Source organism: Parazoarcus communis, assembly GCF_003111645.1.
Lineage (GTDB): Bacteria > Pseudomonadota > Gammaproteobacteria > Burkholderiales > Rhodocyclaceae > Parazoarcus > Parazoarcus communis_A.
In genome coordinates this window covers 1,906,174-1,932,086 of record NZ_CP022187.1, presented here as the reverse complement: position 1 = coordinate 1,932,086, position 25,913 = coordinate 1,906,174, and the positions used below count along the sequence as shown (strand labels likewise).

21 protein-coding genes are annotated in these 25,913 nt (G+C 62.9%); 12 read left to right on the top strand and 9 right to left on the bottom strand.

The genetic code is table 11. From position 1 onward, the window contains the following. The first annotated feature begins 19 nt into the window (after window positions 1-19). Entirely contained in the window at window positions 20-1,318 is a 1,299-nt protein-coding gene (locus CEW83_RS08745) for an acetate kinase (RefSeq protein ID WP_108948999.1), read from the top strand. An 85-nt stretch (window positions 1,319-1,403) separates the two neighbouring features. Here CEW83_RS08745 and CEW83_RS08740 read toward each other — a convergent pair whose 3' ends face one another. The 6 genes from CEW83_RS08740 to CEW83_RS08715 form a co-directional block, all read right to left on the bottom strand. Then, on the bottom strand, window positions 1,404-2,498 hold the full coding sequence (locus CEW83_RS08740) for a hypothetical protein (RefSeq protein WP_159099429.1): 1,095 nt from the start codon (window positions 2,496-2,498) through the stop codon (window positions 1,404-1,406). 12 nt (window positions 2,499-2,510) lie between these two features. Then, window positions 2,511-3,212 (bottom strand): C39 family peptidase, encoded by a 702-nt coding sequence (locus tag CEW83_RS08735; protein ID WP_108951290.1) that lies wholly within the window; start codon window positions 3,210-3,212, stop codon window positions 2,511-2,513. A 12-nt stretch (window positions 3,213-3,224) separates the two neighbouring features. Then, entirely contained in the window at window positions 3,225-3,599 is a 375-nt protein-coding gene (locus CEW83_RS08730) for a hypothetical protein (RefSeq protein ID WP_199915247.1), read from the bottom strand. A 73-nt stretch (window positions 3,600-3,672) separates the two neighbouring features. After that, window positions 3,673-5,361: a hypothetical protein gene (locus CEW83_RS08725; RefSeq protein WP_108948996.1), complete on the bottom strand. Its 1,689-nt coding sequence runs from the start codon at window positions 5,359-5,361 to the stop codon at window positions 3,673-3,675. A gap of 422 nt (window positions 5,362-5,783) precedes the next feature. Next, on the bottom strand, window positions 5,784-7,589 hold the full coding sequence (locus CEW83_RS08720) for an SLC13 family permease (protein ID WP_108948995.1): 1,806 nt from the start codon (window positions 7,587-7,589) through the stop codon (window positions 5,784-5,786). Window positions 7,590-7,722: 133 nt separating this feature from the next. Continuing rightward, a complete protein-coding gene (locus tag CEW83_RS08715; protein ID WP_108948994.1) occupies window positions 7,723-9,096 on the bottom strand; it encodes an 8-oxoguanine deaminase in 1,374 nt (457 codons plus the stop codon). Between the two features lie 268 nt (window positions 9,097-9,364). Between CEW83_RS08715 and CEW83_RS08710 the strand changes: the two genes are divergently transcribed. Further along, the gene (locus CEW83_RS08710; protein WP_108951289.1) at window positions 9,365-10,030 is read left to right on the top strand and encodes an N-acetylmuramoyl-L-alanine amidase family protein; all 666 of its coding nucleotides are present in this window, start codon (window positions 9,365-9,367) and stop codon (window positions 10,028-10,030) included. A 16-nt stretch (window positions 10,031-10,046) separates the two neighbouring features. On the opposite strand, the gene CEW83_RS08705 is transcribed toward CEW83_RS08710, so the two are convergent. Beyond that, window positions 10,047-11,456, bottom strand: coding sequence for an HD-GYP domain-containing protein (locus CEW83_RS08705; RefSeq protein WP_159099428.1), 1,410 nt, complete (start codon window positions 11,454-11,456; stop codon window positions 10,047-10,049). Between the two features lie 98 nt (window positions 11,457-11,554). On the opposite strand from CEW83_RS08705, the gene CEW83_RS08700 reads away from it, so the two are divergent. Genes CEW83_RS08700 through CEW83_RS08690 form a run of 3 tightly spaced genes read left to right on the top strand, consistent with a single transcriptional unit; the run spans window position 11,555 to window position 15,679 of the window. Continuing rightward, the gene (locus CEW83_RS08700; protein ID WP_108948992.1) at window positions 11,555-12,901 is read left to right on the top strand and encodes a sensor histidine kinase; all 1,347 of its coding nucleotides are present in this window, start codon (window positions 11,555-11,557) and stop codon (window positions 12,899-12,901) included. Continuing rightward, complete coding sequence (locus CEW83_RS08695) at window positions 12,898-14,217, top strand: HD domain-containing phosphohydrolase (protein WP_108948991.1); 1,320 nt, start codon at window positions 12,898-12,900, stop codon at window positions 14,215-14,217. The genes CEW83_RS08700 and CEW83_RS08695 overlap by 4 nt, the downstream gene beginning before the upstream one ends. 22 nt (window positions 14,218-14,239) lie before the next feature. Next, complete coding sequence (locus tag CEW83_RS08690; protein WP_159099427.1) at window positions 14,240-15,679, top strand: bacteriohemerythrin; 1,440 nt, start codon at window positions 14,240-14,242, stop codon at window positions 15,677-15,679. A gap of 21 nt (window positions 15,680-15,700) precedes the next feature. Here the strand turns inward: CEW83_RS08690 and CEW83_RS08685 are convergent, their stop codons facing one another. Both CEW83_RS08685 and CEW83_RS08680 read right to left on the bottom strand, forming a co-directional pair. Further along, window positions 15,701-17,095 (bottom strand): undecaprenyl-phosphate glucose phosphotransferase, encoded by a 1,395-nt coding sequence (locus CEW83_RS08685; RefSeq protein WP_108948989.1) that lies wholly within the window; start codon window positions 17,093-17,095, stop codon window positions 15,701-15,703. Window positions 17,096-17,313: 218 nt separating this feature from the next. Further along, a complete protein-coding gene (locus CEW83_RS08680; RefSeq protein ID WP_159099426.1) occupies window positions 17,314-17,829 on the bottom strand; it encodes an FxDxF family PEP-CTERM protein in 516 nt (171 codons plus the stop codon). Between the two features lie 387 nt (window positions 17,830-18,216). On the opposite strand from CEW83_RS08680, the gene epsL reads away from it, so the two are divergent. From epsL to epsI, 7 genes are all read left to right on the top strand, one after another. Continuing rightward, the gene (gene epsL, locus CEW83_RS08675) at window positions 18,217-19,431 is read left to right on the top strand and encodes an XrtB/PEP-CTERM-associated polysaccharide biosynthesis outer membrane protein EpsL (protein WP_108948987.1); all 1,215 of its coding nucleotides are present in this window, start codon (window positions 18,217-18,219) and stop codon (window positions 19,429-19,431) included. Window positions 19,432-19,846: 415 nt separating this feature from the next. Further along, entirely contained in the window at window positions 19,847-20,803 is a 957-nt protein-coding gene (locus CEW83_RS08670) for an EpsD family peptidyl-prolyl cis-trans isomerase (RefSeq protein ID WP_108948986.1), read from the top strand. Between the two features lie 105 nt (window positions 20,804-20,908). Beyond that, entirely contained in the window at window positions 20,909-21,718 is an 810-nt protein-coding gene (gene epsE, locus CEW83_RS08665) for a polysaccharide export protein EpsE (protein ID WP_108948985.1), read from the top strand. A gap of 14 nt (window positions 21,719-21,732) precedes the next feature. After that, window positions 21,733-23,118: a chain length determinant protein EpsF gene (gene epsF, locus CEW83_RS08660; protein ID WP_108948984.1), complete on the top strand. Its 1,386-nt coding sequence runs from the start codon at window positions 21,733-21,735 to the stop codon at window positions 23,116-23,118. Window positions 23,119-23,187: 69 nt separating this feature from the next. After that, window positions 23,188-24,072 (top strand): chain length determinant protein tyrosine kinase EpsG, encoded by an 885-nt coding sequence (gene epsG / locus CEW83_RS08655; RefSeq protein ID WP_234419031.1) that lies wholly within the window; start codon window positions 23,188-23,190, stop codon window positions 24,070-24,072. Window positions 24,073-24,143: 71 nt separating this feature from the next. Next, the gene (xrtB, locus tag CEW83_RS08650) at window positions 24,144-25,010 is read left to right on the top strand and encodes an exosortase B (RefSeq protein ID WP_108948983.1); all 867 of its coding nucleotides are present in this window, start codon (window positions 24,144-24,146) and stop codon (window positions 25,008-25,010) included. Beyond that, window positions 25,007-25,705, top strand: a complete 699-nt coding sequence (gene epsI, locus CEW83_RS08645) for an exosortase-associated protein EpsI, B-type (protein WP_108948982.1) — start codon at window positions 25,007-25,009, stop codon at window positions 25,703-25,705. The genes xrtB and epsI overlap by 4 nt, the downstream gene beginning before the upstream one ends. Window positions 25,706-25,913: the final 208 nt, after the last annotated feature.

Here is a 25,913-nt window from a genome sequence, read left to right as displayed (position 1 = left end):
ACTTTGCTGGGAGGAGACCATGAAGAATAAGCCGACACGGATTGCCCTGGCCCTGGGGCAGGGCTTCGCAGGCATCATGCTGTTAGCACTGCCGGGACTGGGCGCGGCCGCGGATACGGAGGCAGGGGGCGCAGACATGCTGCGGATGAAGCAGCAGATCACCGAGCAGAACGCGGAGATCGACGCCCTCAAGGCCAATCTCGCCCGTCAGGAAGCCGCGCTGTCCGAGTTGCGCCGATCGCTCGGGTTTGAAGAGGTTCGCGGGCGTGGGCCGGACACCGTGCCTGCTGCTGAGGCCAACGTCCCGGCGACCATGGCCCAGCGCGGCGGGCAGCAGCCCGTGGGTCAGGCGCCCGACCCGTCACGCGACACGCGGTCGCGCGAGATCGCGCCGATCTTCGAGACCCCCGGCGTGCTCACTGCGCCGGGGAAGTGGGTGCTCGAGCCGTCGCTGCAGTATGCCTACTCGTCCAGCAACCGCATCGCGCTGGTCGGCTACACCGTGATTCCTGCCATCCTGATCGGCCTGATCGACGTGCGCGAGGTCAAGCGCAACACCTTCACCGCCGCGCTCACCGTCCGGCGCGGGATCACCAACCGCTTCGAGCTCGAGGCCAAGCTGCCCTGGGTCTATCGTTCCGACACCAGCATCAGCCGCGAGATTGCGTCCGGTACTGCGGTCGACAGCGTGTTCGACGCCGACGGCAGCGGCATCGGCGACGTCGAACTGACCGGTCGTTACCAGCTCAATGATGGTGGTGGCGACAGCCCGTACTACATCGCCTCGCTGCGCTTCAAGACGCGCACCGGCAAGGACCCCTTCGAGGTCAAGACCAACTACACGCTGCCTGGCGGACGCGGCACCGGCCTTCAAAGCGAGCTGCCCACGGGTTCCGGCTTCTATACCCTCACGCCGGGGCTGACGGTGCTGATTCCCTCCGATCCCGCAGTGTTCTTCGGCGGCATCAGCTATCAGCACAGCTTCAAGCGCAGCAACGTGAAGGCAAACACCGACGGCGGCGACATCCTGGTTGGCGACGTTGCGCCGGGCGGGGTGATCGGCTTCAACTTCGGCATGGGGCTTGCCCTCAACGACCGTTCGTCCTTCAGCATCGGCTACGACCACCAGTCGGTGGGCAAGGTCAAGATCAATGGCAGCACCGCGCCGGGTTCGGTCCGGGTGCAACTCGGCACCCTGCTGCTGGGCTACTCCCACCGCCTGAACTCCGGCAATACGGTCAATCTCTCGCTCGGTGTCGGCGTCACCAACGACACCCCCGATCTGCAACTCACCCTGCGCATGCCAATCACGCTCTAGATCAGGCTGCAAAGAAAAGGACAGGCAGTGCCACCCTGCACTGCCTGTCTTTTTTGCTTTGTGCCGTGTGCGCGACGGCCGCGTTTCAGCGCAGCAGGGACTGCACCATCATGTCGCGCATCGAGCTGTTCATCTGCGCGCTGCGCAGCATCTCCACGCTATTGACCGACGCATTGATCGTGGTCACCGCGCGGATGTTCTGATTGTCGAGCGAGTTCTGGATCACCGTGGCCAGCGCGTTGTTGTTCAGGCCGCTGGCGATGAACGCGTTGTTCGGACCATTCTGGATCACGGCCAGTGTGCTGCCTTCGGGCAGTCCGCGTCCGGTCATGTTGCCCAGATCGGCAAGATTGACGCTGGTCACGCTGCTGAGTACGCCATTCACATACACCGCGCGCTCGATGCCGAACGACACCCTCAGCCCCGACGGTGTCTCGAAGCCGCCACGCAGCTTGTCGAGCCGGTTCTCATCAACGGCCGGCGCCTCCGCAAGCCGGATCGCGCGACGCAGTACCAGCGTCTCGGGTGAGGGGCGATGGATGGTGCGATCAGCCTTCTCCGCTTTCATCAGCGGTGGGATGGCGACCGGCAGCTCGCCGGCGGTCCTGTCCTCCACCACCGAGGCGACGGCGACCGGCGCCGACACCGGGGGCGGGGGAGCCAAGCCTGCTGCGGTCGGCGCCGGCACGGCTGCGATTCTGCCAGCCTCATCGCCACGTGCCAGCCCGCTGCGTGCGTTCAGCTTCCCTTGCTCAGGCGTCGCTGCAGCCAGGGGCAAGGGCGTGTCGCCGTAGCGGTCGAGCACCTCACGCGGGGTGAGAATGCTCGCTTCAACGACCTCTGCCATTGCCCGGACGGGGCGGATCGTCGCCTCCACGACAGGCGCAGCGCGCGCGACGGCGCGGCCCTGGGTGCAGGTGGGGGTATCGTCCAGCGGCCAGTCGGCCAGTGCCAGCAACTCTGCCGGCGGAACTTCGTGTCTGCTGCAGTTTGCCGGATGAAAGCCCTGTCGCGTGGCAACGCTCGTCACGTCCATGATGCTGGTGACGCCGTCGCCGGCCATTACTGAAGAAAGCTCTTCTTCCTCGCCCAGCGCCTGTGCAAGGTTTGCGCACAAGGCAGTGAGCGTGGCGACCGTCGTGATCAGGGCCGAGGTGCGTCCGTTCATTGAATTCTTCATGGCGCGGTGTCCTCAGTAATCCCAGGGGCCGCGACGAAGCAACTGCACGTCTGCCATGTTGCGGTCGAGACCGCGTGCAATCGGCGCGCTTGGCTGCACGCGCCAGTCGGATTCGTCGTTGAAGCGGGCCATGCCGACACGGTTACGTGCAACCAGCAGGATGCTGTTGACCCATATTTTCTCGAACGCCTGGCGCTTCATCACGCGCGTGCCGAGCGCCGGGTCGCCCAGAAGCACCTTGCCATCGCGCACGCCCTTGATGACAACGAAGTGTGCGTAACCGTTCTCCTGTATCAGTGCAATGGCGGGCACGGAGGCCAACGCCAGCTGATCGAGCGTTGCCTCCACCCCCTCGGCGCGATAGCCGAGATGATCGAGGTAGCGCTTCATGTCAAGCATCGAAAACCCCTCACGCCGGATCTTCTCCTGGTTGCCGTGTTCGTACATGACCTCGAACACTCTGGATTCGCCAACCGATTGATCGTAGTGGTGGGTGAGGAGGGTGGCGACCGCCGCCGAGCCGCAACTGAAGTCGTACTGCTGGCGCAGGGTCGACAGAAAACGTGCTTCCTTCAGGCTGACGGTGGGCACCGTCAGCTGGCCGCCCATCGGAGCGTGAAATCTCAGCTGGTCGGAGAAGGCCGTCGTGGCGGCAAGTGATTGCACTATCGCCACGACGATCAAAAGGCCTGAACGGAGCACGATGCGTTTCATCGTCATGCTCCTTTACTTCACCTCGACATTGAGGATGACTGCGTTCTGGATCAGCACACCATTACCGCTGTTCTGAATGAACATCGGCATGCCGGATGCGCCTGCAAGCGCACCGTCCGAAACAATGTTGTGGCCGGTGATGACGTTGTGCGATTCCACCTCGCTGACGTTGCCAACAGCGCGAATCTCGCTCAGATGCAGATCCGAGCCGCCCCGCTGGTTCTCCAGCACGCTCTCGTCAAGGGGGGCGCTTCCAAGACCGATCGAATCGTTGCGCGTCTCGTCGGTGACGGTCGGCACGAATACTTCTGCGTGCACCGAGGCAGGCGAGCTGCATGTCACAGCCAGTGCAATGCCCAGGGCGATCATGGACAGATGGGGTCTCATGGTCAGCCTCCTATGCTGCATATCGTGCATGGATGCCGGGTGCTGGACGAGCCACCCGGCATCGTTTTCAGGCTTACCTGAGGGTCAGGTTGGCCTGGACGTTGGCACTCTGCTGCACCAGCGAACCAATCCCGGTGTTCTGGGAATTGAGGATGATGCCAGCACCGTTGGTGAAGCTGCCGCTGATGGAGTTGGACAGGTTGAAGTGTCCCGCATCCACCGTCACCGCACCGCCAGCACCACCAGCGCCGCCGTTACCGCCCTGGCCAGCACCACCGGTTGCCGCACCTGCGGTCACCGTGCCGCCAGCACCGCCAGCACCACCGCTACCGCCCTGGCCGGAGCCGCCAGCACCGCCAGCACCGCCGGTCGCTGCACCGCCACTCGCGCTGCCACTGGTGGCTGCACCGCCGTCACCGCCAGCACCGCCGGTGTTGGAGGCCATTCCGCCTGCGCCACCGTTGGCCGAGCTGTTACCCGAGGTCGCCGTGGCGCTCGAACTCGCCGCACCGCCGGTCGAGGTGTTGGTACCCGCCGTCGCGGTTGCTGCGCCTGCCGTGGCCGTTGCGCCGCCGGACGTGGCTGCACCGCCAGTCGCCGTGCCTGCACCAGCCGTGGCCGTCGCGGTTTGCGTGCTGGTACCGCCGCTTGCGGTCGCTGCGCCGGACGTGCCGCCGGTCGAGGTTGCTGCGCCGGACGTGCCGCCAGAACCGCTGGTCGAGGTGGCACGGTTGGCTACGTCAGCCGGGTCGTTGCCCTCGCCACGTGTCCGGGCGGTGCCATCAGCAGCCTTGGCCCAGGAGCTTCCTGCGTCTGCAGAGCCCGAATCGGCGCCGCTGCCGCCGGCCTTGCTGCCGGCCATTGCGCCGCCTGCATAGCTCTTGTCGGACGCCATGCCGTTGCCGCCGCTACCCGATGCGCTGCCCGAAGAGGCGCTGTCCTTGGCATAGGCCTTGCCGCCGGATGCCGTCGCGCCACCGACCTTGCCCATGGCGTTGCCACCTGTCGCGGAGTCGTTTGCGCGTGCGTTACCTGTCGTTGCCGAGGCTTCGCCACCGTTGCCGCCCGTGGCGTTCTTCGCCAGGCCGCCGTCGCCACCGCTGCCGCCTTTCACGTAGCCGGAGTCGGCGTTGCCCGCTGTTGCACTGCCGCCGGAGGCGCCATCACCGCCATTGCCGCCATAGGCCTTGCCGCCGTCGGCACCGTTGGCACCCCTGGCATTGCCGCCAGTCGCGCTGCCGCCGTCGCCGCCGTAAGCCTTGCCACCGTCGCCGCCATTGACGCTACCCATGTTCATTGCGTGGTTGCCCAAGCCATGAACCTGGATCTTGGTGACCATGCCGTCGAGCTTCGTCATCGCGATCGCCTTCGTCGTATTGAAGGAGTCGGTCATCGCCGAAGAGGCTGTCGCGCCATTGACCGCGGCCGCATTGCCGTAGTCCTTGGCCATCGCCATGCCATTGGTGCTGTTGTCCGAATTGTTGCTGTTGTCGGAGTTATTGCTGTTGTCGGAGTTATTGCTGTTGTCCGAGTTGTTGCTGTTATCGGAGTTGTTGCTGCTGTCCGTGAACGTGCTGCTGTCCCATTTCGCTGTCGCGTACTCATTCGCCTGTGGGCCGGTGCCGCCTTGCGTCGACGTCGCCGTAGCCGTCTGCGTGTTTGAGTCAGTTGCTTCATTGACCGTATTGGTCGGGTTGGCCATGGCCTGCGTGGCAAATCCGAACGCCAGTGCGATTGCACCTGATAGCAGACTGAGTTTCATGATTTCCTCCTCTGAGCCGTTTGAGGGCGGGGCAAGAGGTCCCACCTCGGGTTCATCATCAGCAGCTCTCGTGCCATCCTCTTCAAGTGGCTGAGATATATGGAGGTTTTGCGAAAATTCGGGTGAGAATCGCGGCGCGGACAGGCGTGATCTGTACAGGTTTGTTACAGACTCAGGGGGCACGGGGCCGTGATTCGCATTCTCATGGCATTCAAACGCGGCCTGAGGCCCGTACGAGCGGCGAACGCAGCCTTGAAACCGAATGTGTATCAGCGCTGATACGGTGCAGGGGCGGGTACGGCGTGCGACTGCGGCTCCAGCCCCCGCGCGTGGCGGGACGTGGCGGAAGGGCAAGGCGCGCGGCGGCAGGGGCACACGAAGGGTGTCTGCTGCCTTAAGTCAGGATGTCGTGAAACGCCGGCTCAGACCCGTGCCAGCGGCCAGAAGAGCGGAATCAGCACCGTCGCACTGATCCACACGATGAGGTTGAGCGGCACGCCGAGCCGGGCGAAGTCGGTGAAGCGGTAGTTGCCGGCGTTGTACACCAGGGTGTTGGTCTGATAGCCGATGGGGGTGGCAAAGCTCGCGCTGGCTGCAAACATCACGCCCACCACGAAGGGCCGCGGATCGACGCCGATATGCTCCGCGATGCCGATCACGATGGGTGTAAACAGCACCGCCACCGCGTTATTGCTGATGAACTCGGTCGCGATCGAGGTGATCAGGATCACCAGCGACAGCATCATCCACGGCGGCAGGTCGCCGCCGATATTGACCAGGCTGCCCGCGAGCAGCTTGTCCAGTCCGGAGTCGCGCATGGCGATGCTCATCGCCAGCATGCCGAAGATCAGCACCAGAATCGGCCATTCGATCGACTTGTAGGCCTCGTCTGCGCGCAGACAGCCGGTGGCCACCACGATCACGGCACCGATGATGGCCAGGCCTTCGATCGGCATCACGTTGAAGGCGGCAAGCGCCATCACGCCGACGATGGTGGCGAGTGCGATCGGCGCCTTGCGGTGGTTGTTCACCGGCGCCTTGCCGTCGGTAATCGCGAACAGGTCGCCGTTCTCGCAGAAGCGCTTGATCTGGGCCGGTGTGCCTTCGACCAGCAGCACGTCACCGAACTGCAGCTGGAAGTCGTCGCCAATGTCGGCAATCGACGCGTTCTTGCGATGCACGGCGATCAGGTGAATGCCGTAGCGTGCGGCCAGGTCAAGGTCGCGAATCGGGCGCAGCACATAGCGCGAGGTCTGGCCCACGATCGCCTCCACCATCACCACGCCGCGCCGGCGCAGGGTCTCGAGGTCGTGAGGGTCTGCGCCCTGTGCCTGCAGGCCGATCAGGTCGGTGCTGCTGCGCAGGTCCATCATCGCGCTGCTGCGGCTGTGAACCACGACGCGGTCGCCGACCATCAGCGTGGTGTCGGGCGAGGGCGACGAGATCTCTTCGTCGCCGCGAAACAGGTTGAGCACCTTGATCACGCCGTTCGACAGGCGCGCATCCTTGAGCGTGCGTCCGGCCAGGCGCGAGCCTTCGGGTACGAAGAGTTCGGTCATGAACAGGCGGTCGCCGCTGCCGGTAAACTGCTGCGTCAGGGTTTCGCGAACCGGCAGCAGACGCGGGGCAAACCACAGCATGAAGGCACAGCCGAGCAGCGCCAGCAAGATTGCCGCCGGGCTGATCTCGAACATGCGGAAGGGCGCCAGCCCGTGGCTGCGCGCCACACCATCGACCAGGATGTTGGTCGAGGTGCCGACCATGGTGATCATGCCGCCCAGAATCGTTGCGTACGAGAGCGGAATCAGCAGGCGGGATGGCGCCACACCGTAACGGCTGCCCATCGCGATCACCGCCGGAATCATCACCATCACCACCGGCGTGTTGTTGATGAAGGGCGACACGAACAGCCCCACCGCGATCATCGCCAGCAGCAGACGGCGCTCGCTGTTTCCCGCCATCGAGCCGATCCACTCACCCATGCGGTCCACGCAGCCGGTCTTGCTCAGCGCGCCGCTGATGATGAACAGGCAGGCAATCGTGATCGGGGCGCTGTTGCTGAACACGCCGAGCACCTGCTTGGGGTCGAGCAGCCCGATCGCCATCAGCAAAGCCACCGCGCCCATCACCGCGACGTCGGGCTTGAGCCACTCGCGTGCGAAGCAGGCAAACAGGGCGATCAGCACGAGGCCGACAATCAGGGCGTGGTAAGTCTCGGGGACCTGCATGGTGCGGTTCTTCTGCGCGACGGATTTCTGATCGCGCTAAATTACCGCACTGCGGAAAGACTTCAAAAGAATAAAAAGTTTAGTTTATATGCCTGCGGGGGCTATCGATCTCGGCGTGCGTCGGTCGGCCCGCCTAGTCTTCGAGCAGCACCCGGGCCATGCGGTTGTGCATTTCGGTCAGGCGCTGTGTATCGACGGTCAGCAATTCGCCGTCGCGCACGACCTGGCGGCCGTTGATGATGCTGTGCCGGACGCCGGCCGGCGCGGCAAAGAGCAGGGCGGCAAGGGGGTCGTGCAGGGCACCGGCGTGGGCGATGCCGGCGACGTCGAAGATCGCGAGGTCGGCACACATGCCGGGTGCGAGGTGGCCGATGTCACGGCGTCCGAGGGCTGCAGCACCGCCGCGGGTGGCAAGCTCCAGCGCCTGGCGCGCGCTCAGTGCGGCGGGGTCGCCGCTGCCGTCGCCAGTGTCGCGCACCCTCGCCAGCAGCATCGCCATGCGTGCTTCCAGCAGCAGATGGCCGGCGTCGTTCGAGGCCGATCCATCCACCCCCAGGCCCACGGGCACGCCGGCGTCGATCATCTTGCGGATGGGAGCGATGCCGGAGCCCAGGCGCATGTTGGACGAAGGGCAGTGCGCCACCCCGGTGCGGGTGCGGGCGAAGAGGTCGATGCCGTGGTCGTCCAGGCACACACAGTGCGCATGCCACACGCCCTCACCGGTCCAGCCCAGGTCTTCGGCGTACTGTGCCGGGGTGCGGCCAAAACGCTCGCGGCTGTAGGCCACGTCGCCCACGGTCTCGGCCAGGTGGGTGTGCAGGCCAACACCGTAGTGGCGGGCCATGACCGCGGATTCGCGCATCAGATCCTGCGACACCGAAAACGGCGAACATGGCGCCAGCGCGATCTTGAGCATGGCCCCGTCCGCCGGGTCGTGCCACGCTTCGATCAGACGCTGGGAATCCTTCAGGATGGCGGATTCGTGCTCCACCACGCGGTCGGGCGGCAGGCCGCCCTTGGATTCACCCACGCTCATCGAACCCCGGCAGGCATGAAAGCGCATGCCGATCTCCGCGGCGGCCTCGATCGAGTCGTCCAGCGTGCAGCCGTTCGGATAGATGTAGAGGTGGTCCGACGCGGTCGTGCACCCGGACATGATCAGCTCGGTCATCGCCGTCTGCGTCGATACCCGGATCATCGCCGGTGTGAGCCTCGCCCAGATCGGGTACAGGCGCTTGAGCCAGCCGAACAGTTCGCAATCCTGCGCACCGGGCACCGCACGGGTCAGGGTCTGGTACATGTGATGGTGCGTGTTCACCAGGCCCGGCGTCACCACGCAACCGCTGGCGTCGATGATCTCGTCCGCGGTGTCGGGCGCGTCCCCGGCTTCGCCCAGCGCCTCGATCCGGTTGCCACGAATCAGCACCCAGCCATTCCCGATCTCGCGACGCTGATCGTCCATGGTGGCAAGGAGGAGGGCGTTTCGAATCAGCAGGCTACGGCTCATGGCAGGGCTCCATATCGGATTGCAATCAAAGGGGTCAGAGTCGTTTGAAATTTCAAACGACTCTGACCCCTTTGATTCTTTGAATGCTTTTTTTACCGCGTTGGGCGCTGCGTCGCAACAACCCGCGCGGGCTTCGCGGCGGCTGTGCATAAGGATTATCGTGGATGGCGTATACGATGCTGGCGTTACACACTGCGGCCTTTCACGCACCGAGGTTTTCATCTTGCTCCAGACGTTTTTCCGTGCCGGCCTGATCTTTGCGCTGTTCATGGCAGGGGCGCAGGCGCAGACCGTTGCGGTCGATATCGGCCACACCCTCGCGGCCAGCGGGGCGACCAGTGCCAGGGGGCGCAGCGAGTTCGAGTTCAATCGCGATCTGGCCTGGCAACTGGTGAGCGCGCTGCGCGAGCGCGGGCTGACGGTGCGGGTCATCAACGCAGACGGCGAGATCCCCAGCCTGCGTGCCCGGCCCGCGCAAGCTGCGGCCGAAGGTGCCGAGCTGTTCATCTCCATCCATCACGACTCGGTGTCCGCGCACGAGCTGCAGCCGTGGACGTGGAACGGTCTGGCGCTCGACTTCAACGATGAGTTCGCCGGTCACTCGCTATTCGTCTCGCGCGAGAATCCCGACCTGCCGCGCAGCCTGCTGTGCGCGCGCGTGGCAGGGGCGCGGCTGCAGCGGCTGGGTTTCGTCCCCACGCACAAGAACGCGCGTCGCCGCCCCTATGCCGATGCCGCCCATGCGGTGCATTACTACGATGGTCTCGCCGTCCTGCGCCACGCCAGCATGCCCGCGCTGCTGTTCGAGGCGGGCGTGATCAAGCACCGGGATGAAGAACTGCTGTTGCGCGACCCCGTGCGACAGGCGCGCATGGCCGACGGCATCGCCACTGCCATCGCCGCCTGCCTGCGCAACGGCGACCCCGTCAGGTAGCGCCAGGCCTTGGTGCCTACTGCGTGCGTTTGCTGTGGTAATAGCTCATCTTGCGCCGTGGTGACAGATAGGCGAGTGCGGCGCGATCGAGCTCGCGTGGGTTGAGCACCACGTCGATCTCCACATCTGCATGTTCGATAAGGTCCACCACCAGCGCGTCCTCGCGCGGTGTGGACGGGTCGAACACCATCACCGAGGGGCGCAGCAGGTCGGCGTGGTTCACAGCCACCACCAGCGCAATGTTTCCGTTCGACAGCTGTACCAGCGATCCTGGCGGATACACCCCGAGCAGGCGGATGAAAGCCTGCAGCATGGCCTTGTCCCAGGCTTCGCTCTCGTTGCGGAACATGTGGGTCAGCGCCTCGGCCGGCGTCATGGCCGCATCGAGGCTCAGCGGATTGCACAGGTTGTCGTAATGGTTGGTGATGCCCACCAGTCGCGCCAGCAGCGGCACGTGCTGCCCGCTCAGCCCCTTGGGGTAGCCCTTGCCGTCCATCTGTTCGTGGTGATACTCGATCACGTCACAGGCCGCAGCAGCCAAGCTGCCGAGGTCGCGTGCAATCTCGCGGCCATAGGTGGTGTGCAGGCGGAAAAAGTCTTCCTCGTGGCGGTTGCGCTTGTCGTTGCGCAGAACGGATTCGGGCACCTTCAGCTTGCCGATGTCGTGAAACAGCGCCGCCTCGCCGAGCACCAGCAGAATTTCCGGCGGCAGCTTGAGCTCGCGCCCAAGCAGGATGGACAGCACCATCACGTTGAGCACGTGGAAATACGCAGTTTCGTCGGCCAGCTTCTCGTTCATCAGGTGGATCACGATCTCGCCCGTCTCGGCGAGCCCATCCACCGTATCACCCACCAGCTTGCGCGCGGTGCTCACCGCCTTGTCGCCGGCCGGGAAGACATCCCGCATCACCGACTTCACCCCCGCAGCTGCCGCCGCATAGCGCCGCTCGCACTGCGCAATTTCCGCCCGCCGAGCCGCCAGCCGCTGCGCCTGCACCTCCTTCTCACTCACTCGCGGCGCAGCCTGTTCTTCCGCCCCTCCGGAGCCGTCCTCGACTTGCGGCAGACCTTTTCCTGCCCCCGGATCTTCCTCCGCGCCCGCCGCGCCCGCCGCGCCCTCGGCGCCCGCCGCGTGAGAAATGTCTTCCCCCGCCGGGCCCGCGCCTGCCTCCGTCCCCCCGGACGGCACACCGCCCGCAAGGTCCAGCGGCCGCGCCGTGCTTCGCGCCGGGTAAAACGTAATCGCGCTCAGCCCCAGCGCCTGCAACTCTCGCACCTGCGCGTCGGTCGTGATCCGGAACTGATTGAACATGAAGTTGTGCGCCATCCAGCCCATGTCGAGCCGGACGAACAGCCCCGGGCACAGACGTGCCGGGTCGATCGTGACGCCCTGATCCCCGCCCGAATTCATCAGTTCCTTTATCACGCTTGAGCTTCCTTGATCTCAGGTGAGGCCCTATGTCTGGATTTTAGCTCGCGCTGCCGGTATCTTCGCCTGATATCCATCAAGCGGAAACACGAATAATGGCCGCCTCCGCTCCTCCGAGATTGCTCTCGCCACCCTTGCCCTCGTGCTGGTCGGCGACTGGCGCCGATGCTTCCGGGGCGTGCTGGCAGCTTGCCCTCGAGTGCGGTGGCGACGGCGTGTGGGACTGGAACATCCGCGACGGCAAGGTGTTCTATGGCCCCCGTTTCAACGCCTTGCTTGGCTACGACGATGGCGGCTTTGGCGATGATAGCGAAGCTTTCGTCAATCATGTTCATCCGGATGACATTGGGCGTCTGCGCCAGCACCTGCGTGCGCATTTCCGCGACGAAGGTACGCCGTTCTGCTGCGACCTGCGCATGCGCGACCCCAATTACGCATACCGCTGGATGCAGGTCCGGGGGCAGCTTATCGAGCGCAACGCAGACGGCGAACCCGCGCGCATCCTCGGCACAGTGCGCGACATCAGCCAGTGGCGTCAGGACGAAGCGGTCCTGAAGGCACAGCTCGCCGAAACCGTGCGCCTCAACCAGCAGCTCGAAGGCGCCCAGGTTCAGCTCGTACAGTCGGAAAAGCTCGCCGCCATCGGCCAGCTCGCCGCCGGCGTTGCGCACGAACTGAAAACGCCGATCGGCTTCGTAAGTACCAACTTTGGCACCCTCGAACGCAACGTCGGCGATATGCTCGGCCTGATCGCGGCCTACCATGCCGCGGCCGCCTCGGACGATCCGGCGCAGGCGCTGGCGGCGGCCGAGGCGCAGTATGTCGCGGCCGACATCGATTACCTGCGCGAAGACCTCCCGGCGCTGTTCGCGGAGAGCCGCGACGGGCTCGACCGCGTGCAGCGCATCGCTCGCGACCTCAAGGATTTCTCGCGAGTGGGCGAGCAGGATTGGCAGTTTGCCGATCTCCATCGCGGGCTGGACTCCACCATCAACATCCTGCGCTACGAGATCAAGCACAAGGCCGAGGTCATCCGCGAATACGGTGAGCTGCCCGAAGTCTGGTGCGTGCCCTCGATGATCAACCAGGTCTTCCTCAACCTGCTTGCCAACGCGGCGCAGGCCATCGAGACCCAGGGCACGATCACCGTCGTGACAGCGGTCGAGGGCGACAAGGTGCTCATCCGCATTGCCGATACCGGCAGCGGCATTCCGCCCGACATCCTCAACCGCATCTTTGCGCCGTTCTTCACCACCAAGGCTGCAGGCAAGGGCACCGGACTCGGGCTGTCGCTGGCGCAGGACATTATCCGTCAGCACCACGGCAGGCTCTTTGCCACCAGCGTGCCGGGGCAGGGCAGCACCTTTACCATCGAGCTGCCGCTCACTGAACTGCAGCCACCCGACACCCTCAAGCCCGCCGACACCGGGATCAACACATGACCACGACCCCCGCCGCCCCCGCAGTCGATACGCCTTCGCCGCCCACCCTGCTGCTGGTGGACGACGAGGCCAACATTCTGTCCAGTCTGCGCCGACTGTTCCGGCCGCAGGGTTACCGGGTGCTCACCGCCGAGAGCGGCGACGAAGCGCTCGAGCTGCTTGCCGCCGAACCGGTGGATCTCATTCTGTCGGACATGCGCATGCCCGGCATGAGCGGTGCGCAGTTGCTGACCACTTCCTGCGAGCGTTGGCCCGACACCGTCCGCATTCTGCTCACCGGCTATGCCGACATGAGCTCGACGATCGAAGCGATCAACCGCGGCCAGATCTATCGCTATGTTTCCAAGCCGTGGGTGGATGACGAACTGAAGATGCTGGTGCGCGACGCCCTCGCGCACAAGTTTCTCAAGCTCGAGAACGAGCGCATGACGAAGACCATCGCCGAACAGAACGAGCAATTGCGGCAATTCAACGCCGAACTCGAGGCGCGGGTCCAGGCCCGCACCAAGGCGTTGAGCGAGTCCCTCGCGGCCACGGACAAGGCGCATCGCGACCTGCGCCAGTCCTATACCAGCACGGTACGGGTGTTCTGCGAGCTGATCGAGTCCCGCAGTTCGATTCTCAAGGGACACGGGCGGCGCGTCGCCGATCTCGCGCGCAATATCGCACGCAAGCTGGGCGTGAGCGATGCCGAGCAGCAAACCCTGGTGCTTGCGTCCATGCTGCACGACATGGGAAAGATCGGTCTGCCCGACGAGCTCCTCTCCAAGCCATACAGCACGCTGCATGCGGAGGAGCGCAGTGTGGTCATGACGCATCCGACCCGCGCTGAAACCCTGCTGATGGGCATCTCGCCGCTGCGCGAAGCCGCTGCCATCGTGCGCGCCCATCATGAACACTTCGACGGCACCGGCTACCCTGATGGCAGTGCCGGCCTGGCGATTCCGCACCTTGCACGCATCCTCGCAGTGGCAAACGCCTTCGATTCACTGCAGCTCGGCACCATGGTCGGGCGCACGCTCAGCCCGAAGGATGCCCTCGATTTCATCGTCGCCAGCCGCGGCAAGCGCTACGACCCTTCCGTGGTCGATGCCTTCGTCAGCGTAGGCGTACTCTTGCAAGCCGAACGGGCGAACACAGAGCAGCGCCTGCGCCCCGCAATGCTCAAGGCCGGCATGGTGCTGGCCAGAGACCTGATCCACGCGGACGGCTACCTGCTGCTGAGCAAGGGCTTCGTCATCGATGACGCGATCATCGAGCAATTGTTGCGCCTCGAGCGCACGGAGGGGCGAGCCGTCATCGTCTCTGTTGCCTAGTCACCTATCAAACGGGAAAGACATGAGCACCGAACACGCCGCATCCGGCGGCCCATTCATATGGGCCGACTATTTTGAAACAGGTCTCGGTGAAGTCGACGAGCAGCACTTCAAGCTGGTCGGCCTGGTCAATCAGCTCGGCGCACGTCTTGCGACCGGACGCAGCCTGTCCGCGGCCGAGCTGGATCACGTCATGGACGGCCTCGGCCGCTATGCCATCCTGCATTTCCGCACCGAAGAAGAGATGATGAAGGCGCGCGGAATCGACCGGCGCCACTTCGAGAGTCACTGCGCGGCGCATGCCGAGTTTGTGGCGCAGATCGACGCCCTCGCCGCTGCGATCGCATCCGGCCAGGGCAGCGTCCTGACAGAACTGCTGCGCTACGTTTCGAGCTGGCTTGCGCTTCACATTCTAGGCATCGACATGTCGATGTCACGCCAGCTGCACGCCATGGAAAAAGGCGTCAGCGCGGCCGACGCCTATGATCAGGATGCAACCGCCGCCGACCCCGCCAACCGGGCGCTGGTCAGCGCCGTGCACACCCTCTACACCACGGTGGCCGAACGCAATGCCGAGCTGATCAAGGCCAAGGCCGAACTCGAACAGCGCGTCGCCGAGCGCACCGCCGATCTCCAGGACGCGGTGCGCCACCTCGAAGCGGCCAAGGAAGAAATCGTCCAGTCCGAAAAAATGGCCGCCCTCGGCCAGTTCGCCGCGGGGATGGCGCACGAACTCAACACCCCGCTGGGCTATATCGGCGGCAACCTGAACGCGCTGGGCAGCTACTGCGAGCAACTCGTAAAGCTCAGCGAGGAAGCCGACAGACTCGTTGCCGACGGCGCGTCCGCCGCTGCGTGGAATACCGCCTGCGAGCGCGCCGACCGCGACTTCGTGCGCGAAGACGCGCCGCAACTGCTTACAGAGTCCCGCGCCGGCCTCGAGCGCATCCACCGCATCGTCGAAGCCCTGCGCTGCAGCGCAGGTGGCGCCGAAGAAGAACCGAAGCCCACCGAACTGCATCGCATCATCGACGAAGTGCTGCTCACCTATAAGGCAAGCGCCCCGACCGAGGTCGAGTTCGATGTGTCGTGCGAGGCCAATGCGGTCGCCATGGTTTCACCGCGTGGCCTCGCAGTCGCAATCGACGAGATGCTCGACAACGCCGTGAAGGCCGTGGCCGGAAAGGGGGGGGTGGTTCGCTGCAGCACCGGCTGCTCGGGCGGCCTGGCTTGGCTCGAGATTGCAGATACGGGGCCGGGCATCAACAGCGCAATCGCCCAGCATGTTTTCGAGCCGTTCTTCACCACGCGCGCCGTTGGCAGTGGCGCCGGGCTCGGGCTCTATCTGGCCTATCAGACGGCACGCCAGCACCACGGCTACATCGAACTGCGCAACACCGGCCCGGGGGCCGTGTTCCGGCTGGTGCTGCCGGCACTGGGCGCGGAAGGCGCGCGCGCCTGATCTGGCGCCGCGCCTGGCAGCTTAGTAGGCGTTACGGTCCTTGATGACCAGCAGAGCGGTCTTGATGATGATCCACAGGTCCATGCTCAGCGACCAGTTGCGCAGGTATTCGAGGTCGTACTCGATGCGCTTTTCCATCTTGTCCACCGTTTCGGTTTCGCCACGGTAGCCATTGACCTGCGCCCAGCCGGTAATGCCCGGCTTCACCTTGTGCCGCACCATGTAGCCCTTCACCAGCTTGCGGTAGGTCTCGTTGTGCGCCACCGCGTGCGGACGCGGACCGACAATGCTCATGCGGCCCTGGAGCACATTCACGAACTGCGGCAGCTCGTCCAGCGAGGTACGGCGGATGAAGGCACCAAACGGGGTAATGCGCTGGTCGTTCTTGGTGGCCTGCTTCACCACCGCACCGTTGTCGGTGGCAGTCATCGAGCGGAACTTGTAGACAAGAATCTCCTTGCCATCGAGCCCGTAACGGCGCTGCTTGAAGATCACCGGGCCGGGGGAGGACATCTTTACCCCGACCGCAAGCGCGGCCATGATCGGCGTCAGCATCACCAGGATCAGCGTTGACAGCAACACGTCCGATGCGCGCTTGATCACGCCGCTGAAGCCGGTGAACGGTGTTTCGCAAACCGCAACGACCGGCATGCCTCCGACGCTGTCGAGGCGACCCTGGATCAGGTCGGTCACGAAAATGTCAGGCACAAAGTAGATCGACGCGGTTGTGTCTTTCAGGTCATCGAGGAGTTGCAGGATGCGCGGCTGGGTTGCCATCGGAAGCGCGAGGTAGATCGCTTCGACGTGGTGGCGTTTAACGAATTCGGCCAATCGACTCATCGTGTCGAGGATGGGCACGCCATTCGTCGGCTGCAGACGGTCGCTGCTGCGGTCGTCGAAGAAGCCCAGCACCTTCGTGCCCAGGTAGGGGTTGTCGCGAAACTGCTGCGTCAGGCGAATGCCGATGTCGTTCACGCCCGCAACCACCGCGACCCGCTGGTTTTGCCCCATGGAGATGACGCGCGGCAGGGTGGAGCGCACCAGCACATGACTGCCAATCAGCGCGAACGGCGTAATCACAGCCCAGCTCAGGAGCAGGTCCTGCGGAAAGTAATGGACGTAACCGGACACGACACCAAAGGTGCCGAGGATGCCGACGAACAGCAACCAGTTGGAGAATTGCTTGCGCAGCATCCTGCGCGGTATTTCATGAAAGGCGACGTTACCCGGAAAACTGAGCGCGAAAGAGAGCGCGCAAAGTATCAGGTAGTGAGGACCCATGCGGTCATTGAAGTAAAGTGCGCTGCAAAGCAGCACGGAAACGATGATCGCAGGATCAAGAAATGCCTCGATCGCACTCGTCAGTGTGAAGCTGCTTCTACGAAGTACGTTCTGTCTGTCGATGGCCGCGAACATATGCATTATTCCTAGTCATTGCTGCTATGCAACATGCTTAGAGTATAGCATTGCGAGTTCTTGCACAGGTGTTGAAGGGGCGCTTTTGGCGCCGTGCTTGGCCTTTTCGGTAACGAAGTACCGGCACAGATGGGGTAAGTGCAGACGCGGCCAGTTGCTGGCCGCGATCCGCGTATTTCAGCTTGCCGCAGATGAACGATCTGCGGTGGTTCCGAACGTCAGGCTTTGTCGCCCATCCTGCGGCGGGCCACTGCGCCGATCAGTCCGAGACCGGCCAGCATCATTGCGTAGGTTCCCGGTTCCGGCACCGGCTGAGTGGTCACGGAAAAGGCGTACAGACCACCGTTTGGTCCGGTTGCGGTACCGGACACCTCAAAGTAGTAGTTGCCGGCTGCAAACGTGCCTGACCCATAGAGCGTGTCGGCCGTGCTCGCCGGATTCGCGTTCAGGTCGTAAAGCTCGATACCGCTGGACGTGAACAGGCTCGCGCTCAGTCCGGTGATGTTGTACCACGTTCCCAGGATCACGTTGGAGATCCAGCCGGCCGACTCGAGAGGGGTGGCAATCGAGAAGTTCCAGGTGTCGGTGAAGCTGGTTCCGGAAGCGAAGGTGCTGCTGAAGTCACTGAGGACCGTGCCCGGGGTGATCGTGCCCAAATCATAGACTGCGGCGCTGGCGCTACCTGCGAGGCTCAGTCCAAGAACGAGGGCTGCGACTGATTTTTTGAGCTTCATGAATAAAATCTCCTGATGGGGTTCGGGGGTATTAACGACCATCGTGCTGTTGGCGCCGTGCCATGAAGATCTGTTGATCACCAGTCAGCGCTGAGAGATGAAAAGCATGAACTGTGCCCAAGGTGAGGGCGTCTGGTACAAAGGTGATCGCGATCAGTTGCTTGTGCACTGCGGTAAGGTCCGTAAACGAATGTCATGCAGTGTCAAAGGTGGCGAAGTGTAAAATAATCCGACACATTGTTTTGATGCTGTGCAGTATGTTCATCGTGACTTGAGGGGGTGGCTCGTGCAGAATCCGGGAGAGTCTGCAGGCTGAAGATGTCACCAGGATGAAGGCTGTGCAGCGCACTCGAGAATGTAACAGGGGAGTCGATACACTCCGGAGCCATGGCAGATACGACAAGCAATTATCGAACCGGAGCTGTTCAGGTCGCAGCCTTCGCAGCGCTGGTCGTGGCGCATGCGCCGGCCTGGGCTGACGAGGCCGATGCGATCAACTTCGGTGTGTCGCAGACTGTCACCCGTGATGACAACCTCTATCGACTTGCAGATGGCGAGGAGCCGGAGGGCGGTGAGCGTGGCGACACCATCAGTGTGACGGCCGTTACGGCTGCATTCGACCGGGTTTACAGTCGTCAGCGCTTGCAGGCCGATCTCGCAGTCAGGCATTCAGCCTACGCGGTTCACGATGGGCTTGATTACAGCGCGCCCAGTCTCAGGCTGGCGTGGGACTGGCAGCTGGGCAACCACTGGAGCGGGGCGCTCAGTCACAGCTACAGCGAAGCGATGACTGACTTTGACGATACGGCTGGCTCAAACCAGACCATCAGTCGCAATGTGCGTACCGCCGCGAGCGCGAACTACTGGATTCATCCCGATTGGGCCGTAGGGGTTGGGGCTTCGCGGTTGAGCTACACCTATCTGGACAATGCCAGCCCGGAGTCGGAGCTCGATAGTCGGGATGTGGATGTGAACGTCACCTACCGTCCTTCCTCGGGTAATCGTGTGGTGTTTACCGCGCGCCAGACCGTCGGTCGCTACCCCAACCGAGCCGACATAACGGGCTCGATTCGCGATTACCAGCAGCGTGATGTGCGTGTTTCAGGTGACTGGCGATTGACCGGGGCGTTGCGCCTGTCAGGCTATTTCGGTGTCACCGACCGCAGTTATGACTCGGCGCCCAATCGGGACTTTCAGGGCTATACCGGGCGTCTCGCCCTGCAGTGGGTACCAACGGCCAAAACTGCAGTGACGCTTTCGTGGCGGCGGGAGATCGGTGCCGAAGAAGACCTGGCGGCGAATTATGCGGTTACGCGCGTTGTTTCCATTGCGCCAACGTGGGCGATCTCCGACAAACTCCGCCTCGGGGGCATCTTCGACGTCCGCACCCGCGATTACGGTGGTGACCCGGAGCTTGGCTACGATGGCCTTGTGGATGCGGGCGACTATCGAACAACGACCTATGGGTTCAATCTCAGTTACCAGGCGATGCGCGCGCTCAGCTTGAGTGTTGGTCTTAATCGGTCTCGACGGTCGTCTGCGGTGGCTGCCAGCGAATACAGGGCGACATCCATCTGGTTGTCCGGGAAGTTTGCCTTCTGAGGACTCGAGTCCGGTTCCAAGGTGGTGCATTTTTCTGCTTCATGCACCCTGCCAGTGCCTGATGGCATGTGCGGTGCGCGTGGATCGGTATTCTGCAGTGTGATGCCATCAGCTTGACGCGCTTTCATGATGTTGTTATGTTGCACTGCAAAACAAAGTGCGTACAGCATGCCTTTTTGGTGCGTGCTTCCCGACCGGTCAAGCGATCCTTCCCTTGAATACAGTTGCATTGCAGCACGATTTGGTCGTGTCGGCCCGAAGTTTGCTTTCAGTTTGCTGGAGGGCGTTGTGAAACATGATTCCGGAATGTGAAGTCTGTCATCGACGCTAAACGGCGGATTGTTATGCTGACGTTACGTGAGCGTTGTCAGTGTGAAGTTCGATAAGCCTGGTTTATTAAATCCGAGGTCAGCTAATGTTCCAACCCGTTCGAGTGGCGCCCTTGCTTGCCGTGATTGTCATCGGACTGCTGTCGGGCTGCGGCGCTGAAAAAAGCACCTCCAAGCCTGCGTCTCAGGTCGCCGCCAAAGTGAACAAGGAAGAGCTTTCCGTTCATCAGCTGAATGAACTGCTGATGCGCTCCGGAAATGTGCCCGCCGATCAGGTCAAGCAGGCCAGCGCAGCTGCGCTCGAGCGCCTCATCGATCAGGAGTTGCTGGTTCAGCAGGCGAAAGAGCGCAAGCTCGACCGAACGCCCAAGGTCATGCAGGCCATCGAGTCCGCGCGGCGCGAGATCCTGGCGCGGGCCTATGCCGACCAGGTGGCGGGTTTTGGCGTTCGTCCCAGCGCTTCGGAAGTCAGCGCGTTCTATGAGGCCAATCCGGGTCTCTTTGCCAAGCGTCGCATCTATGATCTCCGCGAACTCAGCATTCGCATTCCGGCTGAGCGCTACGCGGAGTTGCGGGATGCCGTCCGGGGGGCCAGCACGCCTGAGGAGGTGTCCCGGTGGCTGACCGAGAAAAGCATTCCGTTTACGGCCGGTGACGGCACGAAGCCTGCAGAGCAGTTGCCCATGGAAGTGCTCAACGGACTGGTGCAGCTTGAAACGGGGCAGGCAGCCGTCAGTCGCACGCCTTACGGTGCCCTGATTCTGTTTCTTGCCGGCTACCGTGATGAGCCGATCGATCGTGCGAAGGCCGAGCCCTTCATCGAGCAATATCTGCTCAATCAGGCCAAGGTCGAACTTGCCAAGGCCGAACTCAAGCGTCTGCGCGAGATCGCCAGGATTGAATACGTGGGCGAGTTTGCTACTGCCGCTGCTGCGGCCGATGACGGCGCAAAGGTTGCGGCGCCCGAAGCGCTGCCCGAGACCGCCCGGTCGATTGCCGGGTCGGGTTCTGCGCTGGAGAAGGGGGCTGCGGGTCTCAACTAGATTCCGCCCCATGGTGGGGCTCCCTGCAAGCCCCGATGCCGGAGCTGATGTGCCGGCGGTTTCAATACAACTGGTTCAAACCTTCCGAGCCGAGATACGAAAACTATGACCTCTTCTCCATCCCGTTTCCTCGCCACACTGCTGCTTCTCGTCTTCGGCTTCATTGGCGCGGCGTCGGCCGCGGCAGAGCGGGAGTATGTCCTCGGGCCCGGCGACATTGTGCGCATCACGGTATTCCAGAACCCTGACCTTACGACCGAGACCCGGGTGTCGGAAAATGGCACGCTCACCTTTCCCCTGATCGGCTCGATCGTCGTCGGTGGCCAGAGTACAACCAAGGCTGAGAACACCATCGCGACCCGCTTGCGCGAAGGCGGTTTCGTTCTCATGCCCCAGGTCAATGTCCTGCCGATGCAGATCCGTGGCAACCAGGTCGCGGTGCTCGGCCAGGTCAATCGTCCGGGCCGTTTCCCGATGGAAACGGCCAATCTGCGACTCACCGACATGCTCGCCATCGCCGGGGGTATCTCGCCCAATGGTGCAGATACGGTCGTCCTCGTGGGCGTCCGTGAAGGAAAGCAGATCCGCCGCGAAATCGACATCCCCGCACTCTTCATGAATGGCGATCTTGCAAACGACGCCGTCGTTTCCGGGGGCGACCTGATCTACGTTCATCGTGCCCCCGTGTTCTACATCTACGGCGAGGTTCAGCGTGCAGGCGCGTTTCGCCTCGAGCGCGGCATGAGCGTCATGCAGGGGCTGGCCGTGGGCGGCGGTACGACGGCGCGCGGCACCATTCGGGGGCTTCGAGTTCACCGCCGTGGCGCGGACGGCGTATTGAAAGTGATCGAGCCTGAACTCGACGACCTGCTCCAGGTAGATGACGTCATCTACGTGAAGGAAAGCCTGTTCTGACCAGGGGACCGCACATGACTTTTCAGCAATTCTTTCAGATTCTTCTGGCGCGGCGATGGACGGTGGTTGCCATTTTCGTGGGCGTCGTCGTGGTCGTGATGGGCGTCAGCCTCGCGTTGCCAAAGAAGTACACGGCCAACGCTTCCGTGGTCGTCGATGGCAGTCGCGGCGACCCGCTGCTTGCGTCGTCGTCATCCGGTCAGACCATGTCGGGCTACATTTCGACCCAGGTGGACATCATCGCGTCGAGCCGTGTGGCGCAGCAGGTTGTCTCCAGAACCGGCATGGATCGCCTGCCGGCTTTCCAGGAGCGCTGGCGGGAGGCTACTGATGGCGTCGGTTCGCTGCAGGCGTGGCTGGGCGATTCGTTGCGCAGGGGGCTCGATGTGCGGCCCTCCCGCGAAAGCAGCGTCATCTCAATCAGCTACACGGCAGCCGATCCGGAGTTTGCCGCAACCATCGCGAATGCCTTCGCCGAGGCCTATATCGAAACGACGCTGGAGCTCAAGGTCGAGCCGGCGAAGCAGTATGCAAGCTGGTTTAATGATCGTACGCAGGGTCTCCGCGACGAGGTCGAGATCGCGCGCAAGAAGCTCTCCGATTATCAGCAGGAGCACGGCATCGTGGCTTCGGACGAGCGGTTCGACGTCGAAAGTGCACGAATGGCCGAGCTGTCGAGTCAGCTTGTCACCGTGCAGGGTCAGAAGGTCGACAGCCGCTCGCGGAAAAGCCAGTCGGGCTCGGCCGAATCCCTTCCCGAAGTGGTTCAGAGCCCGCTGGTGTCGTCGCTCAAGGGCGATGTCGCACGTATCGAGGCACAGCGCGAACAGGTCATTGGCAGGCTCGGGCCCAACCATCCGGATCTGGCGAGAATCGATGCCGAACTGGCGTCGATGCGCCAGCGCGTTGCAATCGAAACTGAACGCATCGCACGCTCGCTGGGCACAAGCGAGCGCATCAGCATTGCGCGCGAGGCCGACATCGCGTCCGCGGTCGAGGCGCAGAAGGCCCGCCTGCTTGAACTCAAGGCGCACAGAGACCGTATCGCAGTGCTGCAGCGCGACGTCGAGAATGCACAGAATGCCTACGATCTGGTCACGAAGCGGCTGATGCAGACCAACCTCGAAAGTCAGACGCAACAGACCAACATCGCAGTGCTGACCTCGGCCACAGTCCCGTCGTCACCCTCCAGCCCCAGGCTGCTGCTGAACGCATTGCTTGCCTGCGTATTCGGCGCCGCTCTGGGTTGCGGTGTTGCGCTCCTGCTCGAACTGATCAACGCACGAATCCGCTCTGCTGACGACCTGTTCAACGAACTTGGGCTGCCCGTTCTCGGCTCCATCCCCCCCGATAACCCGGGCAGGAAAGGCTGGCGCTGGAGGACTGCAAATGCTGCCTGAAGCCCGAGAACTCGATTTCGCTGAAATCAGCAACGCCGCCGGCAGAGCCGCCGGGGCAGGAGAAGGCGCATGAACATGATCCATGACGCAAGCCAGCTGTTTGCCGGTAATGGAGCGCCCGCCGGGCGTTCCATCGGTGCGATTCTGATCGACACCGGACGTCTCAAGCCTGCGGACGCCGAACGCATCCTTCGCCTTCAGCGCGAACAGGGCATGATGTTCGGCGACGCCGCCAAAGCACTCGGACTTCTGAGTGAGGCCGACATCCAGTTTGCCCTGTCGCAGCAGTTCGACTACCCCTACCTGCAATCCGGTCAAAGCTCGGTCGCCACCGAAGTGGTTGCCGCCTATCAACCGTTTTCGCTCAAGGTCGAGGCGCTTCGTGCCCTGCGCAGCCAGCTCATGCTGCGCTGGTTCGACGTTGCGCACGAGCGCAAGACGCTCGCCATTGTCAGTCCCGACCGCCGTGAGGGTCGATCCTGGCTCGCCTCGAATCTGGCAGTCGTGTTCAGTCAGCTGGGCGAACGCACATTGCTGATCGACGCGGACCTTCGCAACCCTTCGCAGCACACCCTCTTCGGTATCGAGAATCGCACGGGACTTTCCACGCTGCTCTCCGGCAGAAGCAGCCCCGATGCGCTGCAGCGTATTCCCGAGCTGCTCGGGCTCTCGGTTCTGCCGGCAGGCTCAACCCCGCCCAACCCCCAGGAGCTTCTCGCCCGTCCGCTGCTGCCGCAACTGCTCACCCAGTTTGGCGAACAGTTCGATGTCATCATCCTCGATACGCCGCCCGGCAGCGAGTATGCAGATGGGCAGACCCTGTCCGCCCGCGCAGGGGCGGCGCTCATGGTCGCACGGCGCGATCAGACGGGCAGCCGGAACCTGCGGGCGTATGCAGACAGCCTGCGCCTTGGCGGTTGCACGGTCATCGGCTCGATTCTCAACAATCAATGAGGGCGATCTCTTGAACGCCCCCCACTCGCCGAGCGCATGCACATGTCGCGAGGGTGACGCCGGAGTGCAGAATGCCAACGCATGACATTCGCGCATACGCTTCGTGGCTCATCGCGCTCGGTGGCCTCTGCTTCATGTACGTCCCGATGGTCACTGATTTCTCGGCGGGGATATGGGCAACGGAAGAGCAGGTTCATGGCCCGATGGTGCTCGCCATATCAGTCTGGCTGATCTACCGGAAGTGGCCTGCATTCGCATCAAACGACGACCGTCCGGTGCCTGCACTCGGCTGGCCTCTGCTGGCGGGTGGGTGCGTCCTTTATATTCTCGGCCGCTCGCAGGGGTTTGAAGGTGCGCAGGCACTCTCCCTGCTCCCCGTACTGATTGGCACGGTTCTGCTCTTGCGAGGCGCAAACAGTCTCAAGCAGATCTGGTTCCCGGTCTTCTTCCTGTTCTTCCTGGTGCCGCTGCCTGGGCCCCTCGTGGAATCCCTGACCATGCCGATGAAGATTGCGGTGTCCTACGTCGCGGAGAACGCACTGTTCGCACTTGGTTACCCGATCGCCCGCGCTGGCGTCATTCTGCAGATCGGGCAGTACAAACTCCTCGTTGCCGATGCCTGTGCAGGTCTGCAGACACTGCTCGCGCTCGAATCGCTCGGCCTGCTCTATCTGAACGTGGTGAGGCACACCTCGCTTATGCGCAACATCACACTTGCGGTCCTGATCGTGCCGATATCCTTTACTGCGAATGTCATCAGGGTCATGGTGCTTACGCTGATTACCTATCATTTTGGTGACGAAGCTGGGCAGGGCTTTCTTCACGGCTTCGCCGGCATGGTGCTCTTCCTTTCGGCCCTGCTGATCATCATCTCTGTTGATGCGCTGTTGCGCGTAATGACCGGCCGTCGCAAGGTGGTTGCAGGGGTACCGGCATGAAGGCGCTCAGTTTGCCCGTAGCCATCGCACTTGCGGTGATCATGATGCTCTCGCTCGTCGTGGCCGAACATTTCAAGCCGGTCATCAAGCTCTCCGATCTGGGCACCAAACTCGATCTCGAAGCCGTGCTGCCGGATCGTTTCGAAGGGTGGCAACGTCTCGACAGCACGCCGGTCGAGGTCGTCAATCCGCAGGCAAGCGTGCTCCTGGACAAGCTCTATTCACAAGTGATTAATCGGATCTACATCAGTGAGGCCGGCGAGCGCGTCATGCTGTCAGTCGCATATGGCGAGGATCAGCGTGGGGAATTGGAGGCGCACAAGCCCGATTTCTGTTATCCCGCACAGGGCTTCACCGTGACATCCACGCAGGGCGGGCTGTTGCCCACTCCTTATGGAAATATACCGGTCGTTCGCATGGAAACCCGAGCTGGTTCACGCTTTGAGCCGCTCACTTACTGGACCACAGTAGGTGACGTTGCCATATCGAGTCTTTTTCAGCGGCGAATCGTAGAGCTCGAATATGGATTGAAAGGACTGATTCCGGATGGGCTGATCTTTCGCCTGTCCAGCATCGACCCTGACAGCGAACGTGCGTTTTCATTACAGGGTGATTTCCTTCAAAGCATGATTAGTCAGCTGAGAGTTCAGGATCGCGCACGTATCGCCGGGCTGAAGTATCAGTCGCGCAACTGAATACTACGGCCCTGTTCAGTTTGGGTGTGGTTTTTGGGATTGTTGTTAGCTTTGTGGTGTTTATTGCCTCCGGTGGCAACGGAGATAAACCTTTCAGAACTTGAAATTACCCTTGGAATCGCGGGGACTTGGCTTGTAGGTGTGGCGGTCCACCCAGCGCTCGGTTTTGCGCGGTTGAATGCACAACTTGTTAAGGCTGTTGGATAGG

What these genes read in the sequence shown, in the direction of transcription:
- CEW83_RS08745 (WP_108948999.1), top strand. Translation starts at nt 20, where the DNA reads ATGAAGAATAAGCCGACACGGATTGCCCTGGCCCTGGGGCAGGGCTTC.
- CEW83_RS08740 (WP_159099429.1), bottom strand. Translation starts at nt 2,498, where the DNA reads ATGAAGAATTCAATGAACGGACGCACCTCGGCCCTGATCACGACGGTC.
- CEW83_RS08735 (WP_108951290.1), bottom strand. Translation starts at nt 3,212, where the DNA reads ATGAAACGCATCGTGCTCCGTTCAGGCCTTTTGATCGTCGTGGCGATA.
- CEW83_RS08730 (WP_199915247.1), bottom strand. Translation starts at nt 3,599, where the DNA reads ATGAGACCCCATCTGTCCATGATCGCCCTGGGCATTGCACTGGCTGTG.
- CEW83_RS08725 (WP_108948996.1), bottom strand. Translation starts at nt 5,361, where the DNA reads ATGAAACTCAGTCTGCTATCAGGTGCAATCGCACTGGCGTTCGGATTT.
- CEW83_RS08720 (WP_108948995.1), bottom strand. Translation starts at nt 7,589, where the DNA reads ATGCAGGTCCCCGAGACTTACCACGCCCTGATTGTCGGCCTCGTGCTG.
- CEW83_RS08715 (WP_108948994.1), bottom strand. Translation starts at nt 9,096, where the DNA reads ATGAGCCGTAGCCTGCTGATTCGAAACGCCCTCCTCCTTGCCACCATG.
- CEW83_RS08710 (WP_108951289.1), top strand. Translation starts at nt 9,365, where the DNA reads ATGGCAGGGGCGCAGGCGCAGACCGTTGCGGTCGATATCGGCCACACC.
- CEW83_RS08700 (WP_108948992.1), top strand. Translation starts at nt 11,555, where the DNA reads ATGGCCGCCTCCGCTCCTCCGAGATTGCTCTCGCCACCCTTGCCCTCG.
- CEW83_RS08695 (WP_108948991.1), top strand. Translation starts at nt 12,898, where the DNA reads ATGACCACGACCCCCGCCGCCCCCGCAGTCGATACGCCTTCGCCGCCC.
- CEW83_RS08690 (WP_159099427.1), top strand. Translation starts at nt 14,240, where the DNA reads ATGAGCACCGAACACGCCGCATCCGGCGGCCCATTCATATGGGCCGAC.
- CEW83_RS08685 (WP_108948989.1), bottom strand. Translation starts at nt 17,095, where the DNA reads ATGTTCGCGGCCATCGACAGACAGAACGTACTTCGTAGAAGCAGCTTC.
- CEW83_RS08680 (WP_159099426.1), bottom strand. Translation starts at nt 17,829, where the DNA reads ATGAAGCTCAAAAAATCAGTCGCAGCCCTCGTTCTTGGACTGAGCCTC.
- epsL (WP_108948987.1), top strand. Translation starts at nt 18,217, where the DNA reads ATGGCAGATACGACAAGCAATTATCGAACCGGAGCTGTTCAGGTCGCA.
- CEW83_RS08670 (WP_108948986.1), top strand. Translation starts at nt 19,847, where the DNA reads ATGTTCCAACCCGTTCGAGTGGCGCCCTTGCTTGCCGTGATTGTCATC.
- epsE (WP_108948985.1), top strand. Translation starts at nt 20,909, where the DNA reads ATGACCTCTTCTCCATCCCGTTTCCTCGCCACACTGCTGCTTCTCGTC.
- epsF (WP_108948984.1), top strand. Translation starts at nt 21,733, where the DNA reads ATGACTTTTCAGCAATTCTTTCAGATTCTTCTGGCGCGGCGATGGACG.
- epsG (WP_234419031.1), top strand. Translation starts at nt 23,188, where the DNA reads ATGAACATGATCCATGACGCAAGCCAGCTGTTTGCCGGTAATGGAGCG.
- xrtB (WP_108948983.1), top strand. Translation starts at nt 24,144, where the DNA reads ATGCCAACGCATGACATTCGCGCATACGCTTCGTGGCTCATCGCGCTC.
- epsI (WP_108948982.1), top strand. Translation starts at nt 25,007, where the DNA reads ATGAAGGCGCTCAGTTTGCCCGTAGCCATCGCACTTGCGGTGATCATG.